15 protein-coding genes are annotated in these 19,903 nt (G+C 53.3%); 5 read left to right on the top strand and 10 right to left on the bottom strand.

The window, feature by feature from the left end:
- Window positions 1-72: 72 nt before the first annotated feature.
- Entirely contained in the window at window positions 73-621 is a 549-nt protein-coding gene (locus tag JK211_RS10550; RefSeq protein WP_212708639.1) for a hypothetical protein, read from the bottom strand.
- Between the two features lie 118 nt (window positions 622-739).
- Entirely contained in the window at window positions 740-1,450 is a 711-nt protein-coding gene (locus JK211_RS10545) for a PhzF family phenazine biosynthesis protein (protein WP_212708638.1), read from the bottom strand.
- A 306-nt stretch (window positions 1,451-1,756) separates the two neighbouring features.
- On the opposite strand from JK211_RS10545, the gene JK211_RS10540 reads away from it, so the two are divergent.
- Complete coding sequence (locus JK211_RS10540) at window positions 1,757-3,448, top strand: sensor histidine kinase (RefSeq protein WP_212708637.1); 1,692 nt, start codon at window positions 1,757-1,759, stop codon at window positions 3,446-3,448.
- Window positions 3,445-4,161, top strand: a complete 717-nt coding sequence (btsR, locus tag JK211_RS10535; RefSeq protein ID WP_212708636.1) for a two-component system response regulator BtsR — start codon at window positions 3,445-3,447, stop codon at window positions 4,159-4,161. The genes JK211_RS10540 and btsR overlap by 4 nt, the downstream gene beginning before the upstream one ends.
- Here btsR and yjiA read toward each other — a convergent pair.
- From yjiA to JK211_RS10520, 3 genes are read right to left on the bottom strand one after another with little or no spacing between them, the layout of a single operon-like run.
- Entirely contained in the window at window positions 4,156-5,121 is a 966-nt protein-coding gene (yjiA, locus tag JK211_RS10530) for a GTPase (RefSeq protein WP_212708635.1), read from the bottom strand. The two genes, btsR and yjiA, sit on opposite strands and share 6 nt — an antisense overlap.
- 13 nt (window positions 5,122-5,134) lie before the next feature.
- On the bottom strand, window positions 5,135-5,338 hold the full coding sequence (locus JK211_RS10525; protein WP_212708634.1) for a YbdD/YjiX family protein: 204 nt from the start codon (window positions 5,336-5,338) through the stop codon (window positions 5,135-5,137).
- Window positions 5,339-5,388: 50 nt separating this feature from the next.
- Window positions 5,389-7,539: a carbon starvation CstA family protein gene (locus JK211_RS10520; protein WP_212708633.1), complete on the bottom strand. Its 2,151-nt coding sequence runs from the start codon at window positions 7,537-7,539 to the stop codon at window positions 5,389-5,391.
- A 748-nt stretch (window positions 7,540-8,287) separates the two neighbouring features.
- On the opposite strand from JK211_RS10520, the gene JK211_RS10515 reads away from it, so the two are divergent.
- From JK211_RS10515 to JK211_RS10505, 3 genes are all read left to right on the top strand, one after another.
- Window positions 8,288-10,189 (top strand): PTS mannitol transporter subunit IICBA, encoded by a 1,902-nt coding sequence (locus tag JK211_RS10515; protein WP_212708632.1) that lies wholly within the window; start codon window positions 8,288-8,290, stop codon window positions 10,187-10,189.
- A gap of 92 nt (window positions 10,190-10,281) precedes the next feature.
- Window positions 10,282-11,427: a mannitol-1-phosphate 5-dehydrogenase gene (locus JK211_RS10510; protein ID WP_212708631.1), complete on the top strand. Its 1,146-nt coding sequence runs from the start codon at window positions 10,282-10,284 to the stop codon at window positions 11,425-11,427.
- Between the two features lie 95 nt (window positions 11,428-11,522).
- The gene (locus JK211_RS10505) at window positions 11,523-12,044 is read left to right on the top strand and encodes an MltR family transcriptional regulator (RefSeq protein WP_283092722.1); all 522 of its coding nucleotides are present in this window, start codon (window positions 11,523-11,525) and stop codon (window positions 12,042-12,044) included.
- A 207-nt stretch (window positions 12,045-12,251) separates the two neighbouring features.
- Here JK211_RS10505 and JK211_RS10500 read toward each other — a convergent pair whose 3' ends face one another.
- From JK211_RS10500 to fumA, 5 genes are all read right to left on the bottom strand, one after another.
- The gene (locus JK211_RS10500) at window positions 12,252-13,988 is read right to left on the bottom strand and encodes a solute:sodium symporter family transporter (protein ID WP_212708629.1); all 1,737 of its coding nucleotides are present in this window, start codon (window positions 13,986-13,988) and stop codon (window positions 12,252-12,254) included.
- Entirely contained in the window at window positions 13,988-15,016 is a 1,029-nt protein-coding gene (mgrA, locus tag JK211_RS10495; protein WP_212708628.1) for an L-glyceraldehyde 3-phosphate reductase, read from the bottom strand. Before mgrA ends, JK211_RS10500 begins: the two co-directional genes overlap by 1 nt.
- Window position 15,017: 1 nt before the next feature.
- On the bottom strand, window positions 15,018-16,352 hold the full coding sequence (locus tag JK211_RS10490; protein WP_212708627.1) for an LLM class flavin-dependent oxidoreductase: 1,335 nt from the start codon (window positions 16,350-16,352) through the stop codon (window positions 15,018-15,020).
- A gap of 591 nt (window positions 16,353-16,943) precedes the next feature.
- On the bottom strand, window positions 16,944-17,963 hold the full coding sequence (locus tag JK211_RS10485; protein WP_212708626.1) for an NAD(P)-dependent alcohol dehydrogenase: 1,020 nt from the start codon (window positions 17,961-17,963) through the stop codon (window positions 16,944-16,946).
- A 152-nt stretch (window positions 17,964-18,115) separates the two neighbouring features.
- On the bottom strand, window positions 18,116-19,762 hold the full coding sequence (gene fumA, locus JK211_RS10480; protein ID WP_212708625.1) for a class I fumarate hydratase FumA: 1,647 nt from the start codon (window positions 19,760-19,762) through the stop codon (window positions 18,116-18,118).
- Between the last annotated feature and the right edge of the window lie 141 nt (window positions 19,763-19,903).

Here is a 19,903-nt window from a genome sequence, read left to right as displayed (position 1 = left end):
CATGGGGCGAAGGAGAGAGAGCCGGCCAGTGGTATTGCTGGCGGAGAGCAGGGAATACCACCGGCAAAGACGTTAGAAATGGCGAAGTAACCAGAAACCGACGGTCAGGCCGATGGTGCGCATATACCAGAACCAGAAGAAGACAAACAGACAAAAAGTCGGGTGACCACGGCGGGTACTTTTTTGCTGATGAAATTCGCGGAATCTGAACATCATCAGCAGGTTAATAAACAGCAGTATGACCAGCGGGGCATAGAGCAGCGGAAAGGGCAGAGTAAAAATGCCATAACCATAATAGTGCTGATAACTCTGTAAAAACTTCAGGCTGGCGACAATTTCAAAGGCCAGTAACGCCATCAGTGCCAGAGGTACCCAGCGGGCATAAATAAATTTTGCGGCGAAATTATCCAGCGGCAGCGGGGTGGTTTTTACCGGTGTTCCGCCAGCCGCGTCACCGGCAGGCAACGGGGGCCGGTTATTCTCCGGGCGCGGGTCACCGGTTACCGGAGTCGCGGCGTTATTGCCGTGATTATGATGTCTGTCGGCTTCACGGGCTTTTTCGGCACAGGAAGAACAGTAATCATTAGTCATGTGCTGATGACATTTGGAGCAGACTGGCATGAAATATCCTTTCTGAAGCGTCAGGGGGAATAACAACCAATATCCCGCCCGCAGGGCGGGACGGAAACAGCGTTATAATGCTTCGCAGATACTCTCATGAGGTTATCGTTAAGGCAATTTACATAAGTTGCCGCACCTGTCCTGATATGGCAATCGGACTGCCTGTCAGATCGCTGATTCCGGCAAAAATGCGTGAGCGCATCCCCATATCTTCGCCCTGCACAATTTCTATCGCGCCGTTATGTGGCCACTGCAGGTCGCGCAGATAACCGGCAAATGCTGCCGAAGCTGCACCGGTAGCCGGATCTTCGTAAACATCGCCATAGGCAAACGGGTGACGGGTATAAAATTTCTGTGCATCTTCCCCGCAGACCAGCAGGATAGTCACCCAGCCGTTGCGCCGCATCAGTTCACGGCCTGCGGGCTGAGAATAACGCATTGCCGCCAGAGATGAGCGCTCTTTTAATGCCAGCACCAGATGGTCGGCTCCGCCATGGTTCAACGCCGGAGGGATACGCATATCCGGCTCATGATGCCGGTAGCCGATCCTGATTAGACCGGCTGGCTGCGGGTAAGCGGCCTGCCAGTTGCCCTGTACGTCGGGTTCAGCCGACACCTGAAGGGTGGCCTGATTTAACTGAAACTGATATTCCCCCGCACCAAAGCGTTGCACCAGCACCGCGGTGGTGGCAATGGTGGCATGGTCACAGAAAGGCACTTCGGTTTCCGGAGAAAAATAACGGACCCGCCAGACCCCGGCAGGCTCTCCCTGCACCGGAATCGCAAACACGGTTTCCGAAAAACCGGCCTCAGCGGCAATACGCTGCATTTCATGTTGCGCGGGGAATTGTATGCCAGTTCAGACACCGGCAGGATTACCGCCTTGCCCGTTATCTGCAAAGGCGGAAACAGAGACTAAATCTGCAGCAGCGAATAATATAGTTTCTCCCGGATGAGTTCAGGCTGGATAACATGACCGGTGACTGGAACGGTCGTCGTCTTTCAACTATATATCACCGGAACCAGAGGCTGAATGACGGATATTTTTCCGTGAGCGGTTTCCGGCGCTGATTCAAAGAAATTCCTGCCAGGACAGGATATTCTGCGGTTTTGTCACTCCCCCGGGGCATCCCGTATGCATGAATTCCGGTTAGTTATACAGTTACTACAACAGATGTGTGTATTTCTGGTAATCGCCTGGCTGATGAGTAAAACACGGCTGTTTATTCCGTTACTGCAGGTGACGGTCAGACTTCCTCATAAGTTATTGTGTTATATCACCTTTTCTTTTTTCTGCATTCTCGGCAGCTATTTCGGATTAAATATCGATGACTCGATTGCCAATACCCGTGCCATCGGGGCGGTAATGGGGGGCTTACTCGGCGGGCCGGTTGTTGGCGGGCTGGTGGGGCTGACCGGCGGTCTGCACCGTTATTCTCTTGGCGGGATGACCGCCCTGAGTTGTATGCTGTCCACTCTGGCAGAAGGCTTACTGGGGGGAGGGCTACACCGGATTCTGGTCCGGCGCGGACGGGCAGATAAACTGTTTAGTCCGCTGACGGCAGGGGCACTGACTCTGCTGGCGGAAGCTCTGCAAATGCTGATTATTCTGTTAATTGCCCGGCCTTTTTCGGAAGCACTGCAACTGGTGAGCCATATTGCCGCCCCGATGATTATTACCAATACGGTCGGTGCTGCGCTGTTTATGCGTATCCTGCTGGATAAACGGGCAATGTTTGAACGCTATACCTCTGCCTTTTCGGCTACCGCCTTGCGGGTGGCTGCAGAAACGGAGGGCATATTGCGCCAGGGATTCAACCGCGAAAACAGTCTAAAAGTCGCACGGGTGCTGCATCAGCAACTGGATATCGGGGCGGTAGCGATTACTGACTGCCGGGAATTGCTGGCTTTTACGGGGATCGGTGATGATCATCATATCGCCGGGAAACCGGTCTCTTCTCACTATACCCGGCGTGCCATTGAAACGGGGGAAGTGGTCTATGCGGACGGTAACGAACTGCCGTATTGCTGCTCCGTGAATCCGCAGTGCAAACTGGGCTCAACTCTGGTGATCCCTTTGTATGGTGAAAACCAGCAGGTGATTGGCACCATCAAGTTATACGAAGCGAAAAACCGCTTATTCAGTTCTATCAACCGGACACTGGGCGAAGGTATTGCCCGGTTACTGTCAGCGCAGATCCTTGCCGGTCAGTATGAACGACAAAAAGCCCTGCTGGCACAGGCTGAGATTAAACTGCTGCATGCCCAGGTGAATCCGCATTTTCTGTTTAATGCACTGAATACTCTGCAGGCTGTGATCCGTAATGACCGGCAGCGTGCCGGGGTGCTGGTGCAGTATTTGTCGACGTTCTTCCGTAAAAATCTTAAGCGCAGTTCCGAAGTCGCGACTCTTGGCGATGAGCTGGAACACGTAAATGCCTACCTGCAGATTGAGCAGGCCCGTTTTCAGTCACGGCTAAAGGTGAATTTACGGGTCCCTGAAGCATTGTGTCATCATCGTTTACCGGCGTTTACCCTGCAACCTCTGGTAGAAAATGCCATCAAACATGGTACGTCCCAGCTGCCGGGGACCGGAGAAGTTATCATCACCGCCTGCCAGTCAGCTGAGTATCTGGAAATTTCGGTACAGGATAATGCCGGGCTATTTGTCCCGCCGACAGGTAAATCGCAGGGCATGGGCATGGGGCTGGTGGACCGCCGTCTGCGGGCGCGGTTTGGCAATGGCTGCGGGCTGTGTGTCGACTATGACACTGACAATTACACACGGGTAATTATCCGTTTACCGCCGGAGGTGCAGGAGATATGAAAGTATTGATTGTCGATGATGAACCACTGGCCCGGGAAAATCTCCGGCTGCTGTTACAGCAGCACAGTGATATTGATATTGCCGGTGAGGCTGCAAATGCCATTGAAGGGATGGCGGCCATTAACCGCCTGCGCCCGCAGGTGGTGTTCCTGGATATCCAGATGCCGCGTATCACTGGCCTGGAAATGGCCGGTATGCTCGACCCGCAACACCGGCCACATATCGTATTTCTGACGGCTTTTGATGAATATGCATTACAGGCTTTTGATGAAGCCGCCTTTGACTATCTGCTGAAACCGGTCGAACCGGCCAGGCTGACAAAGTGCCTGATGCGCCTGCGACAGGCCAGTGATCCGCAGGATCTGGCCCGGCTGCCCGGATTGCAGTCAGCGCTGAAATATATCCCCTGTAACGGACAGAACCGGATTTACCTGCTGGCGATGGAGGACGTGGCCTGTGTCAGCAGCCGGATTGGCGGGGTGCTGGTGACCAGCCGTGAGGGCAAACAGGGGGTGACCGGGCTGACACTGCGTACCCTTGAGCAGCGTACTGCGCTGCTGCGTTGCCATCGCCAGCATCTGATCAATATGGATCAGTTACAGGAGATCCGTATGGGAGAGAACGGTCAGGGAGAACTGAAGATGAAGGGCGGTCAGACAGTGCCGGTCAGCCGCCGTTATCTGAAACGTCTGAAAGAAACTCTCGGCCTATAGTTCCGGCCGCAGAGCTTCAAATGTCTGAGTCAGCAGCTGTTCGGGCAGGTCAGTACCAATAAAAATCAGCTGGCTGCAGGGCGTTTCATCCGCTTGCCATGGCCGGTCATGGCCAAAGCTATACAGGCGCTGTACCCCCTGAAACAGTAAGCGGCATGGCTCTCCGCTGACCCATAACATCCCTTTGTAGCGCAACAGATTATCGGCATATTGCAGTAACAGGGATTCCATAACGCCTGACAGGGTTTGGAGATCGACCGGAAAATCCAGCTGAAGGGTCAGAGAGCTGACCCTGTCGCGGTGTTGTGGCATAAAACGGAACGCTAAGGCCGGCCGAATCTCCCTGTGTTCCAGCATAAATCCCCGCAGATCAAACAAACTGTCAATATCCGTATCACCGTGCAACACCCGCTGTATCGGGGCACGGGCATTGATACGCTGTAAACGTTCTGTCAGGGCTTCACAGTCTGCAACAAGATCGGTTTTTGTCAGCAGAATGCGATCCGCATAACCGGCCTGGGCTTGTGCAACCTGACAGTTATCCAGTTGCTGGTTTGCGTGAACGGCATCCACCAGGGTAATAACCCCGTCAAGATGACAGGCCTCCGCCAGCCCGGGATGGCGGAAAAAGGTATGGATCACCGGGCCGGGGTCCGCCATCCCGGTAGACTCAATAATCAGTCGATCGAAACTGATCGATCCTGCCGTGCGGGCAGCGAGCAGATCAAGCAGGGCATTTTCCAGTTCACCCGAACGGTCACAGCAAATACAGCCGTTGGCCAGGGTAGTGATCCGGCTGGCACTATCCCCGATAATCTGCTGATCAATGCCGGTGTCAGCAAACTCGTTTTCTATGACGGCAATTCGGTGGCCGTGGTCTGTCTGCAAAATAGTCTTCAGCAGGGTCGTTTTTCCTGCCCCGAGAAAACCGCTCAGTAAAGTCACTTTTACCGGTGTCATAGACTCTCCCTGGTTAACAGCAACGCATGCCGCCTTTACCGTCTCCGCCATACCTTGCCTGCTGACGTTCACGAAAAAATTCTTCATAACTCATCGCCGGCAAATCAGGGTGACGGTTGCGCATATGTTCAACATAGTTGTCATAATCCGGGACACCTACCAGCATTCTTGCCGCCTGCCCCAGATATTTTGATGCAGAGCCTGCTTTACCAAACATCGTGTCTCCTGATAATAACGGCCCGCATATTACGGCGAGCCTTCGGTCGCTTAATGGCCGGAGGAGGTTTTCACCCCCCCTTCCGGGACGGGAACATAAGGGGTTTCTTTATCGCTGCGTTGAGGGTTTTTCGCCGCCTGACGCCAGATTTTCACCCCGTAGAACATAATGCTGTACACCACCAGCAGGAACAGAATACTCAGGCCGGCATTGGTGTAATTATTCAGTACGATCTGTTGCATATTCGCTATCTGAGCAGCACTCAGTGCACTGCCGTCATTTATCCGCGCCTGGTATTCCCGTGCCATATAAAAAAAGCCTTCCAGTTGCGGATTAGCGCTGAACAGTTTCATACTTAAAGCCCATGTGGTGCAGATCAGCAGCCAGACTGCGGGGATGGTGGTTACCCAGATATAACGGGTACGTTTCATTTTAATCAGGATCACAGTACCCAGCATCAGGGCGACGGCCGCCAGCATCTGGTTCGAAATACCGAACAGCGGCCACAGGCTTTTCACGCCACCCAGCGGATCCACAACCCCCTGATACAGCAGATAACCCCACAGTCCGACACAGCCGGCAGTACCCACTATTCCTGCGGGCAGGGAGCGGGTATTTTTCAGGAAAGGTACAAAATTACCCAGCAGATCCTGCAACATAAAGCGTCCGGATCGGGTGCCTGCATCCAGTGCTGTCAGGATAAACAGGGCTTCAAACAGGATCCCGAAGTGATACCAGAAGCCCATATCGGCCAGTGGCATAATCTTGTGGAATACATCGGCAATACCTACCGCCAGGGTAGGTGCTCCCCCGGCGCGGTTAAGCACCGAAGGCTCACCAATATCTTTGGCCGTTTGCAGGATTTGCTCCGGTGAAATCACAAATCCCCAGGAACTGACTGTGGCGGCGGCCTGTGCTGTCACGTCTTTCAGTTGTGCCATAATCAGTGGCGCATTTTCTCCCCCCAGCTGATGCAGATTAGGCATGGTAAAGCCCAGCCCTGCCGGCGGAGTGTTCATGGCGAAATAGAGACCCGGTTCGATAATTGAGGCAGCAACCAGTGCCATGACCGCGACAAACGATTCCATCAGCATGGCACCGTAACCGATCAGCCGGGCATCTTTTTCGTTAGCCAGTAATTTTGGTGTGGTGCCGGAAGCTATCAGTGCATGGAAACCGGAAACCGCACCACAGGCAATAGTAATAAACAGGAACGGAAACAGAGCGCCTTTCCATAACGGGCCGCTGCCGTCGATAAACGGAGTTATCGCCGGCATTTTCAGATCCGGATTCAGGATCACGATCCCGATCGCCAGACCGACAATCACCCCGATTTTCAGGAAGGTTGCCAGATAGTCACGCGGGGCGAGGATCAGCCAGACAGGTAACAGAGCGGAGATAAAAGCATAACCAATCAGTGCATAGGTAATAGTGGTGTCTTTAAATGTCAGTGCCGGTCCCCAGTAAGGGTCACTGGCAATGACACCGCCAAACCAGATAGACAGCACCAGTAATACCAGCCCGATGACCGAGACTTCCAGTACCCGGCCGGGGCGGATATAGCGCATATATACGCCCATCAGCAGCGCTATCGGCACGGTGGCACAGACGGTAAATACTCCCCACGGGCTTTCGGCCAGTGCTTTAACCACAATCAGCGCCAGTACAGCGAGGATAATGATCATAATCAGAAAACAGCCAAACAGAGCGATGGTACCCGGCACCGGCCCCATTTCCTGTTTGATCATCTCGCCGAGGGATGCGCCATTACGGCGCGAAGAGATAAACAACACCATAAAGTCCTGTACCGCACCGGCCAGTACCACACCGGCCAGCAGCCACAGAGTGCCGGGTAAATAGCCCATTTGTGCAGCCAGAACCGGCCCGACCAGCGGGCCGGCCCCGGCGATAGCCGCAAAATGGTGACCAAATAAGACATAGCGGTTGGTCGGAACATAATTAAGGCCGTCATTGTTCATCACGGCAGGGGTGGCGCGGGAAGGATCCAGCTGCATCACTTTTTGCGCGATATACAGACTGTAATAGCGGTATGCCACCAGATAGACCGAAACGGAGGCGACCACCAGCCACATAGCACTGACATGTTCACCGCGCCGTAATGCCACCACAGCAAGGCAAAACGCACCAATGACCCCTAACACCGCCCAGGGGATGTGCCTGAGAATTTTATGTTTATCCATGATTAACCTGCTGTTTTATATTGTGTTATACGAGGGAATCCCCGGGGCACCGCAGCGCCCCTGAGCCGGATATTCCTTTACCGGTCAGAATATCCTGGCGATTTTTTGCAGGCGGCGGGAATAAAAATAGCTGAGTGGCAATATGCGTGGCAGAGCGGTTACCGGAGGTCCTGAGTGGTTTTCTGCCCGCGGCCGCCGGCGGTTTTCTGTGATTCAGATCGCAGCCGGAACGGCCAGTGCTGCCGGACTCTGACAAAAGTGCCACGGCAGACAAGACTAATCAGTAAATCGATTATTTTTTCTGATTTAAATTAACCGGAGTATCCGGTCTGAATAATCATACACCCTTACATTTCCGCGGCGGATACAGGCTGCTGACTGGCCAGAATAAAAATGTGAAGCGGCGCATGATGGCTAAAAATAAATTGTTAATCAGATCACAAATCAAAATAAAATAAATAAGAAGAAAATGTGATTTAAATCACATAAAAACAGGATTTTGTAAAAATAATCCGCATATTGCTCTGCAATATTATCTTTTAATGTGATTCATATCACTAATTCACCCCCTCTTCACGGCGCTTTATGGTGATACATATCACATTATTTAACCCGAATATGCGCCGCCAGATCTGCGTGATAGAGTCCGCCAGAGTGATCACTCCCGGAGATGTCATGCTGATATCTGCAGGACAGTACATTCCCGTGCCTTTTTATGTGTTGGTGCATATTTATAAGGAATATTTATATGTTTTCATCAGCTATCAGAATAAAAATACAAAGCTTTGGCCGCTTTTTAAGCAATATGGTAATGCCAAATATCGGTGCCTTTATCGCCTGGGGGATGATTACCGCGCTGTTTATTCCCAGCGGCTGGTTACCCAGTCAGACCCTGGCGAAACTTGTTTCGCCGATGATTACCTATCTGCTGCCTTTATTAATTGGTTATACCGGCGGTCGTCTTGTCGGGGGAGAGCGTGGCGGGGTGGTCGGGGCGATTACCACGATGGGCGTTATCGCCGGGGCGGATATGCCAATGTTCCTCGGGGCGATGATCGCGGGTCCGCTGGGCGGCCGGATAATCAAAATCTTTGACCGTTATACGGACGATAAAATTAAAAGCGGTTTTGAGATGCTGGTCAATAATTTCTCCGCCGGAATTATCGGTATGTTACTGGCTATTCTGGCCTTCCTGGCCATCGGGCCACTGGCTGAGGGGCTGTCTCGCCTGCTTGCATCAGGGGTTAATCTGATGGTGCAGAATAGTCTGCTGCCCCTTACTTCTGTCTTTGTTGAACCGGCGAAAATCCTGTTTCTGAATAATGCGATTAACCACGGGATATTCTCCCCGCTGGGGATCCAGCAGGCCAGTGAGGCCGGTAAATCCCTGTTCTTTCTGATTGAAGCCAACCCCGGTCCCGGACTGGGAGTGTTACTGGCCTATATGCTGTCTGGCCGCGGAAATGCCAGGCAGTCTGCCGGAGGCGCAGCCATCATCCACTTTTTCGGGGGGATCCACGAGATTTATTTCCCATATGTACTGATGAATCCGCGGCTGATCCTTGCGGTGATCTGTGGCGGGGTAAGTGGTGTATTTAGCCTGGCGTTGCTGGACGGAGGGCTGGTTTCTCCGGCCTCGCCTGGCTCGGTATTGGCGGTACTGGCAATGACGCCTAAAGGCGCTTACTTTGCCAATATTGCCGCCATTATCACAGCATTTCTGGTGTCTTTTATTATTGCCGTCATCCTGCTGAAAACAGGGAAAGTCAGAGAGCAGGATATGGATGCCGCTTCCCGTCGCGTGCGGGCCATGAAAACCGGCCAGCAGGTCTCAGCAGAGATATCGCTGCCGGATGATCTCCGGCATGTTCGCCAGATCATCGTCGCCTGCGATGCAGGGATGGGATCCAGTGCGATGGGGGCCGGGATGTTGCGTAAAAAAATCACTGATGCCGGTCTGACGCATATTTCTGTCTCCCATGCTGCAATCAATAGCCTGCCGGAGGATGCGGACCTGGTCATTACCCACCGTGAACTGACTGAACGGGCGATGCGCCAGGCACCTCAGGCCCGGCATATTTCTCTGACCCGTTTCCTTGACAGCGATCTGTATCAGGATCTGGCTGTCCGTTTGCAGCTGGTCAGCCCGCAGGCTGAGCCGCTAAGCCGGGTCGCTGACAACAGTGGCGGACAACATCCGGGGCCCTCTTTCCGGCTATCTGCCGGTGATGTGCTGCTGGGCAATTACGCTGAGACTAAACAACAGGCTATCTGTTTTGCCGGTGAACAACTGGTGAAAAGAGGCTATGTCCGGCCGGAATATGTGGCAGCCATGCTGGAACGGGAAACCCTGGCGTCAACCTACCTCGGAGAATCGATTGCGGTGCCACACGGCACAGTAGCCGCCAAAGATCGTGTGCTGAAAACCGGGATAGTGTTCTGCCAGTACCCTGACGGGGTGCACTTCGGTGACCAGCCGCAGGATATCGCGCGGCTGGTGATCGGTATTGCTGCGCGTAATGACGAACACATTCAGGTGGTCTCCCGGCTGGCGACAGCTCTGGATGACGAACACATCATCACCCGGCTGGCTACCACCCAAAGTGTGCCGGAAGTTCTGGCACTGCTGGCGGATAAGCCCGCCAGCTGAAACCTGATATCCATGCAAGGCGCAGCGGCGTGGCAGGGATACGGCTGCGCAATCTGCTGCTGATTCTGATTGTGACTGTAAAAGGACGTACTATGAAAGCATTACACTTTGGTGCCGGTAATATTGGCTGTGGTTTTATCGGGAAATTGCTGGCAGAAGCGGGGGCAGAACTGATTTTTGCCGATATTAATCAGCGGGTGGTGGATGAACTGAACCGCCGCGGAGAATATCCGGTGCAAATCGCCGGCGAGAAACCGCAACTCTCTGTTGTCACGGGGGTCAGGGCGGTCAACAGTACCAGCGAAGCAATCATGGATTTAATTGCTTCAGCGGATCTGATTACCACCGCCGTCGGTGCTCAGGTTCTCGGTGCTGTTGCCGCAACCCTGGCTACGGGGCTTATGCGTCGTAAGGAGAATGGCAATCACCGGCCATTGAATATTATTGCCTGTGAAAACCAGTTATCGGCCACCACCAGGCTAAAAGCCTGTGTTATGGCCGCGCTGCCAGCGGATTATCAGCCATGGGTTGAGCAACATACGGGGTTTGCTGATTCTGCGGTTGACCGTATTGTCCTGCCTGCCCTCGCCGGCGGTGATCCTCTGGCAGTGACTGCTGAAAGTTTCAGTGAATGGATTGTCGATAAGACCCGGCTGAAAGGCGAGTTTCCGTTAGTTCCGGGGATGACGCTGACCGACAATCTTATGGCGTTTGTCGAAAGAAAGTTGTTCACACTGAATACCGGCCATGCGATCGCGGCTTACCTTGGTCACCTGGCGGGGCACAAAACTATCCGCGAATCGGTGCTGGATCCGCATATCCGTCGGACAGTGCAGGGCGCGATGGAGGAAAGCGGCGCGGTGCTGATCCGTCGTTATGCTTTCGATGCTGACCAGCATGCGGCTTATATCCGCAGTATTCTCGGTCGGTTTGAGAATCCCTGCCTGGATGATGATGTGGAGCGGGTAGGGCGTCAGCCATTGCGCAAACTCAGTGCCGGTGACCGGCTGATTAAACCGATACTCGGCACCCTCGAATATCAACTGCCACAGAAACATCTGATTACGGGGGTAGCTGCGGCATTACACTTCCACAGTGAGCAGGATCCTCAGTCGTATGAGCTGGCCAGTTTGCTGAAGAAACAGGGTGTTGCTGCCACCCTGGCTGAAATCTCCGGGCTGGAGGCTGACAGTGAGCTTGTCAGGGCGATAGTGGCGGCCCGGAACGCTATGGTATAATCGGCCCCTTATTCCTGATATATAAATATTCAGGGCACAGTCTTACTGTGCCCTTGCGGGTATTATCAGACGACCGGGGTGATATGCAGGGACCAATGGAACAATCGCAGGCTTTTGAAAACCGGGTGCTGGAACGGCTGAATAGCGGGCAGTCTGTCAGAAGTTTTCTGATCGCCGCCATTGAAATGCTGTCGGAAGCCGTGAATGTTCTGCTGGTCAAAGTATTCCGTAAAGATGATTATGCGGTCAAGTATGCGGTCGGGCCTTTATTGCTGGGTAATGGCCCGCTGGGGGAGTTATCGGTACGCCTGAAACTGATTTACGGCCTGGGGGTCATTAATCGCGCTGAGTATGAAGACTGTGAACGGCTTATGACACTGCGTGAAGCCCTGAATCATGACGGCACCGAGTACAGTTTTACTGATGATAAAGTTCTCGGGCCTTTTGCTGAACTGCATTGTGTGACTATTCCGCCGCCTGCCGATTTTGTCAGTGAGGATAAGGAATTAAATATTATGCAACAGCAACGCTATCAGCAGATAGTTCGCTCGGTGATGGTTCTGTCACTGACCGGGCTTATCGCCCATATCAGCCTGAAACCTGCCTTTGAAAAATAATGTCCCGCCGCTGCTGAAAACCTTTGATTGCCGGGAGTTTATGGTTCTTCTGCGACCGGCTGATGCTGCGAACCTCTGGCGGACCGGCGACAACCGGTCCGTGTTACAGGGGGCGGTGATAAACACCTCCGGCCCCATTGGTTGTCCCTGAATATTGACGGCAGCCCTGTGACGTACCTGATACCAGTACTGCCGCCCTGAACACCGTTAATTATTATCCAGTGGCAGGCTGCCCTGACGGGTGCGGGATGATAATAACGGTTTATGGCGAAGATGGCTGCGGCCGGCAATCACTAACGCCAGTGTCCAGAGCAGGCCCATTGACAGATACCAGCCAGAGGTCAGATGCCCGCTGACGATCCCCAGCGGAGAGAAGGTCAGATAAAGACTGATCAGTGCGGCGACCAGCACCACACTGACAGGAACCGCATACTGCCAGCTAACCAGCTCCTTACCGGTGGCAGTGATCGGCGGTATTGTCTTGCCGGGCAGGTAACGGTGCAGAATAAACAACAGTAACATCTCACCGGCAAACAAGATCCCCATCAGATGAATAAAGCTGATCCCCCAGCGGGCATCAACATTCAGCCCCAGAATAAAAATACCGTATATCAGAGCATGTGATATCAGCACAATTCTGGCAGCAATAGCCGGCGGGCGGGCGACGATAAAAGCAAACAGCACGACAGCAATCACCGGCATATTAAAGAAACCGGTGAAACGCCGCAGTAATGTATAGATGCCCTCCGGTGCATCCATTAACAGCGGAGCACAGGCGATGGAGATTAACGCAACCAGTAAACTCATCTGCTTACCAAAGCGTACCTGCTGATGGTCTGTGGCCTTTGGCCGGTATGACAGGTAAAAATCATAAGTCAGCAACGTGGCAGAGGCATTAATAATGGCATTAAAGTGGCTCATTACTGCTCCCAGAATGATGGCGACAAAAAAGCCTTTCAGCCACCAGGGAAGTAATGCCGCAATCAGCGAAGGATAGGCCAGGTCGGAAGAGGTCAGGGGATGGCCATGAAAATAATGCCACGCAATAATTCCCGGTAACATCATCAGTAACGGCAGCACCAGCTTACAGGCACCGGTCAGCAGGATCCCTTTCTGGGCTTCCTGCAGCGAGCGTGCTGCAAGGCTTTTCTGCATAATTGCCTGGTTAGTACACCAGTAGAACAGGTTGGCAAAGATCATGCCGGTAAACAGGGTACTGAAAGGCACGCTGTCATGATTATTACCAATCATATTCAGTTTTTGCGGATTCTGTCGCAGTAACTCCTGCATTCCGGCCAGCAGGTGCCCGTGACCAAGAGCGAGGAAACCAAGTACTGGCACCAGCAGAATGATGACGATCAGAAACACCCCGTTAATGGTATCGGAGACGGCGATAGCCCGCAGCCCTCCCAGTACCGCATAGGCGGTACCAATAAAGCCGGTCAGGCAAATCATCAGGATCATGCTGGTCTGGTAGCTGACCCCCAGCGCCTGTTGAATATTAAATATTTTTTCCAGGGTCAGTGCCCCGAGGTATAACGACGAGGGACACAGCACCAGGGTATAGGTCATCAGCAGTAATACACTGACAATTTTGCGCGCTGTTTTATCATATCGGGATTCAATAAATTCCGTCAGGGTGGTAAACCCGCCCTGCATATAGCGCGGCAGGAAGAACAGTGCCAGGGCGATAATGGCAATAATCGCTGTAGCTTCCCAGGCGACCGCACTCAGATTATGCAGGTAGGCATCACCATTCAGACCGATCAGCTGGTCGACGGAAACATTGGTCAGCATCATGGAACCGGCAATAAAGCCGAAACTCAGTTTGCCGCTGGCCATAAAGTACTCCCGTGCGGTGGTATGTTTAAACCGCCGGGTCAGCCAGTAAGAGATCAGGATAATCAGTAATAATGTGGCGAACGTTGTCAGCAGTGTAAACATCAGCCCTCCGTCTGTCGGTCGTTGATTCGGCCAAACTGGCTGCTGCCGTCGATAGCGAAATGGTCGATATCCCGCAGTTCTTCTTCACTGAAGCGGATATTTTGCAATGCCCCGAGGTTATGCAGTAATTGTTCCGGTGAACTGACGCCGGTGAGTGCGGAGCTGATCTGTGGCTGGCGCAGTACCCATGCCAGTGCCATCTGCGGTAATGACTGACCACGCTGTCGGGCAATATTTTCCAGCCCGGCAATGCGGGCAAAGTTTTCCGCACTCAGTTCACGCTGATCAATACTATGACGGCGCAGGGCAGCCGGGGTACTGGCGGAGTATTTTCCGCTCAGCAGTCCCTGAGCGAGGGTGCTGAAGGCGATAATCCCTGTTCCCTGCCGGGCACAGGTCTCAAGCAGGCTGTCTTCGACCCAGCGGTTAAACAGGTTATAAGCAGGCTGATGGACCAGCAAAGGAATATGCCACCGTTGCAGTAACCGGGCTATTTCACCGGTTTCTGCTGACGGATAGGAGGAGATCCCGACATACAGTGCTTTACCCTGTGTCACGGCGCTGGCGAGGGCGGAAGCCGTTTCTTCCAGTGGCGTGGCGGGGTCATAACAGTGGGAATAGAAGATATCGACATACTCCAGGCCGAGGCGTTGCAGGCTCTGATTCAGGCTGGCAAGCAGGTATTTCCGCGAGCTGCCTCCCTGGCCGTAAGGCCCCGGCCACATATCGTAACCCGCTTTGGTGGAAATAATCAGTTCATCGCGGAAGGGACGAAAATCACGACGAAACACTTCTCCGAAATTTTGTTCGGCACTGCCATAGGGTGTGCCATAGTTATTTGCCAGGTCAAAATGGGTGATACCGGCGTCAAAGGCACAGCGCAGTAAACTTCGCTGTTGTTCGCGGGTACTGTTATCACCAAAGTGCTGCCACAGTCCGAGAGAAATGCGCGGCAGTTTTAAACCACTGTTGCCGCAATGCGGATAGGACATGTGCTGATAACGTTGTTCTGCTGGCTGATAACTCATGTTACTGACTCTCAAAAGGCGGATGAAAAGGTGGTGGTGTCAGCCCCAGGTGACTGCGCAGGGTTTTTCCCTGGTAGGATTTTCTGAACAGCCCCCGGCGCTGTAATTCGGGAATAACCGTCCGGGCAATATCGTCCAGTCCGGCAGGCAGGTGCGGGACCATAATATTGAAACCATCCGCGGCATATTCTTCGAACCAGCATTGAAGCTCGTCGGCAATTTGTTGCGCGGTCCCGATTACCGTGTGGTGACCGCGGCCACCGGCAATACGCAGGCCCAGCTCAGCCAGCGTCAGGTTTTCGCTGGCGGCGATCCCCCGTAGCAGAGCCTGACGGCTCTGCTGCCCTGAATCTGACAGCGGCAGTTCAGGCAGCGGTTGATCCTGCGGATAGCCGGACAGGTCAAAATTACCCAGCATTCTGCCTAATAACGCGATACCGACCTCCGGCTGAACCAGTTGCTGGAATTGCTGATACTTTTCTTCGGCTTCCTGCCGGGACTGGCCGGTGACCAGCAGTACGCCCGGCATAATTTTCAGACTGTTTTCGGGACGCTGGCAGGCACTGAGGCGCTGCCTGACGTCCTGATAGAACTCTTTAGCTTTTTTCAGATCAGACTGTGCGGTAAATACCAGATCGGCCGTTTTTGCCGCCAGGGCCTTACCGGCCTCCGAGGAACCTGCCTGCACGACCACGGGTTTACCCTGTGGGGAACGGGCAATATTTAATGGCCCGCTGACCTGAAAATAGTCACCACGGTGATGTAAGGGATGCATTTTTTCCGGACGGTAGGTCTGACCTGAAGCCTTATCATAGATAAAGGCATCGTCTTCCCAGCTATTCCACAAACCTTCCACCACCCGGTAAAATTCGGCGGCACGCAGGTAACGTTCCTGATGGCTGAAGTGTTGGTGCCGGTTAAAGTTAGCGGCTTCATTGGCGGCATCGGATGTCACCAGATTCCAGCCCGCTCTGCCACCGGACAGGTGATCCAGTGAGGCAAACTGCCGGGCGATATGATAAGGCTGGTTGTAGCTGGTGGTCGCGGTCGCAATCAGACCAATATGTTGCGTCACCGCCGCCAGCGATGCCAGTAATGTGACCGGTTCAAAATAGTTGGAACGGGCCATCTTATGGGCTTCGACAGAATCGAACACCGCCAGACTGTCGGCAAAAAACAGCATATCAAAACAGGCGCGTTCGGCCGTTTTCGCAATCTGAATATACTGCTGAATATCCAGCGGATCGGGGGCCACCTGTGGGTGGCGCCAGGCCGCGACATGATGCCCGGCCGGATGAATAAAAGCCCCCAGCGACAGTTGTTCATTTCTTGGCATAGTAAGTAACCGGTGAGTAATTTTTTCAAAACTATAACCAGACGACGGGTATTTATTTAATGCTGATTGGTGCATTACTCTGCACATTTTTTGCTAATCATTGCCTTACTGCCGGAAGACCCCGTGAAATAACGGGAAGTGTGATGAGGTTAGCCGGTTGTCGCGGTGAAAAATCAGGATATAACGGTTAATTATTACTTATAAATTCCCGGCTTTTTGCCGACAGAGCGCGGGCCTGAAAATGGCCGCAGAACGGCGGGACTTACTGCTGACAGTCCCGGTGTATTAGGTGAACAGCCGCAGGGCCAGTGAGCAACGCCTTTCATCGGGGGGATGGATAGCATTATTGCCGGGGGCGGAGCGGATAAATGTTTTAGCCGGAGAACTGCTGCACTTTTATGATCAGCTAAAACTGCCGCTGGCCCTTGCCGTATCGGGGGGAACTTGCATCACCGGGAAGAGACGAACCATAGGATTGCCGGGAGGTGACCGGCCGACAGCCGGTTTCAGGTGGTGGCTGCCATTGAAACAGCCGGTAAAACCGGAGAGTAATCACTGAGATTGCGGCCCGCAAGACGGGCCGCTGAAATATCAGAAATCAGCTTTCAGTACTGCACGGTAACGGGCTTTACCGTCACGGACATGCTGAATAGCCTCATTGATTTTTGACATCGGGAACAGTTCGGTCTGTGGTTTGACGCCGGAACGGGCCGCCAGTTTTACCAGACTGCGCAGCTCGTGAGGAGAACCGGTCGAAGAACCGGAAAGGCTGCGGTCACCGGCAATCAGGGTAAAGGCCGGGACTTCAAACGGTTTCATTACGGCGCCGACGGTATGGAAACTGCCATTGTAAGCCAGCGCCTGGAAATACGGCATCCAGTCCAGAGACACATTGATGGTATTAATGATCAGGTCGAACTGACCCGCCAGTGCTGTAAGTGCTTCAGGATCACGGCTGTTAACCACTTTATCCGCCCCCATCGCCAGAATTTCCGCTTCTTTCGACGGTGATGAGCTAAACGCGGTCACCTCACAGCCCATTGCATGCAGTAACTTGATGGCAATGTGTCCCAGCCCGCCAATCCCGATCACGCCGACACGGCTGGTCGCGGTGATATGGTGCTGCAGTAACGGTTTGAATACCGTAATACCGCCGCACAACAGCGGGCCGGCAGATTCGATATCCAGCGCTTCCGGTAACGGGATCACCCACTGCCAGTCGGCACGGATCTTCTCGGCAAAGCCACCACGGTTCAGGATAGTGGGTACGCTGCCCTGCTGACAGTTGCTCTGACTGCCGCTGATACAGGCGTCACAGTGACCACAGCTGCGGGCTGTCCAGCCAATGCCGACCCGCTGGCCGATTTTCAGGCCTTTGCTCTGTGCGGCTGCGCCCAGAGCGTGGACACGGCCGACAATTTCGTGGCCTGCAACCAGCGGATATTGTGAAATTCCCCATTCATTATCGATCATCGACAAATCCGAGTGGCAGATACCGCAGTATTCTACTTTGACTTCAACATCTTCGGCAGCAAGCTCGCCGGCATCAAATTCATACAGTTCCAGTTCTGCGCCAGCTTCTGCTGCGGCGTAGCTTTTAATCTTGCTCATGATGTTCTCCTCTCAAGGGTGTGGTTGTCAGTGTAGAACATTACACGACAGTCACGGAAAAAACGTCGCGGAGAATATTACATTACTGCGGGCAGGGGTTACCCGTTATTGCGGAAACGGCCTGCGGGAAAGCAGGCCGTGATTGTTTGCGGTTATTTTGCGCAACCGGCACACTGGTTTTGCAGGATCTGGCTGAAAAAGTCGTTTCCTTTATCGTCTACCAGAATAAATGCCGGGAAGTTTTGTACTTCAATTTTCCAGATGGCTTCCATACCCAGTTCCGGGTATTCGACACACTCGAGGCTTTTTACGCTCTGTTGTGCCAGTACCGCTGCCGGTCCGCCGATACTGCCAAGATAAAATCCGCCATGTTTCTGACAGGCATCGGTAACCTGCTGACTGCGGTTACCTTTTGCCAGCATAATCATGCTGCCGCCATGGGCCTGAAGCAGATCAACATAAGAGTCCATACGCCCGGCGGTGGTCGGGCCGAGGGAGCCGGAGGCATAGCCAGCCGGTGTTTTGGCCGGGCCGGCATAATATACCGGATGATCTTTGATGTATTGCGGCAGATCTTCGCCGTTATCCAGCCGTTCTTTCAGCTTCGCATGGGCAATATCACGCGCCACAATAATGGTGCCGTTCAGTGACAGCCGGGTAGAGACCGGATACTGTGTCAGCAGGGCGAGTATCTCTTTCATCGGCCGGTTAAGGTCGATATCCACTACCGTACTTTCGCCTTCCCGGCGCAGATGTTCCGGGATCAGTCTGGCCGGATTATGTTCCAGCTTTTCAATCCACACCCCCTGGCGATTAATTTTGGCTTTAATATTCCGGTCCGCGGAACAGGACACCCCCATTCCTATCGGACAGGAGGCGCCGTGGCGTGGCAGGCGGATGACCCGGATATCATGGGCAAAATATTTACCACCGAATTGTGCACCCAGCCCGAGGCTGTGAGCTTCTTTTAACAACGCCTGTTCAAGTTCCGTATCACGGAAAGCCTGTCCATAGTGATTACCTTCAGTTGGCAGTCCGTCGTAATAATGGGTGGATGCCAGTTTCACCGTTTTCAGGGTACTTTCGGCGGAGGTACCGCCGATCACAAAGGCAATATGGTAGGGCGGGCAGGCCGCAGTGCCGAGAGTGCGCATTTTCTCCACCAGGTATTGTTGCAGTTTACCGGGACTGAGCAGTGCCTTGGTTTCCTGATAGAGATAGGTTTTGTTCGCTGAACCGCCGCCTTTGGCGATACAGAGAAATTTATATTCATCACCATCGACACTGTACAGATCAATCTGCGCCGGCAGGTTGGTGCCTGTATTCACTTCTTTATACATGTCCAGTGCAGCATTCTGCGAATAACGCAGATTATCCTGCCGGAAAGTATTAAATACGCCGCGGGACAGGCTGGCTTCATCACCGCCACCGGTCCAGATCCGCTGGCCTTTTTTGCCCATAATGATCGCGGTTCCCGTATCCTGACAGGTTGGCAGAATACCTTTGGCAGCAATCTCTGAATTTCTCAGAAATTGTAAGGCGACATAGCGATCGTTTTCACTGGCTTCAGGATCAGCAAGAATAGCCGCCACCTGTTGCTGGTGGGCGGTACGCAGCATAAATGATGCATCATGGAATGCCTGCTGAGCCAGCAGGGTGAGTGCTTCCGGGGCGACTTTGATCACCTCTTCGCCGTCAAAACTGGCAACTGAGACATAATCACTGCTCAGCAGGTAATAGTCAGTCTGATCTTCGGTGACCGGAAAAGGGTCCTGATAATGGAAAGGTGTATTCGACATGTTTTCTCACTTAATCGGCAGCAACGGGATACCGTTGCGCTTCGCAAAATACTGATGGTAATTATTATGTCCCCCCGCCACCCGCTGATAGCGGTCGCGGAGGGATAATCATTTAACGCATTAATACCTGCAGCGATAAAC

It is taken from the genome of Tatumella sp. JGM130 (genome assembly GCF_018257525.1).
In the GTDB taxonomy this organism is placed as follows: Bacteria; Pseudomonadota; Gammaproteobacteria; order Enterobacterales; family Enterobacteriaceae; genus Tatumella; species Tatumella punctata.
Note: the sequence above shows the minus strand (reverse complement) of the source record. Positions and strands in the feature narration are given on the sequence as shown.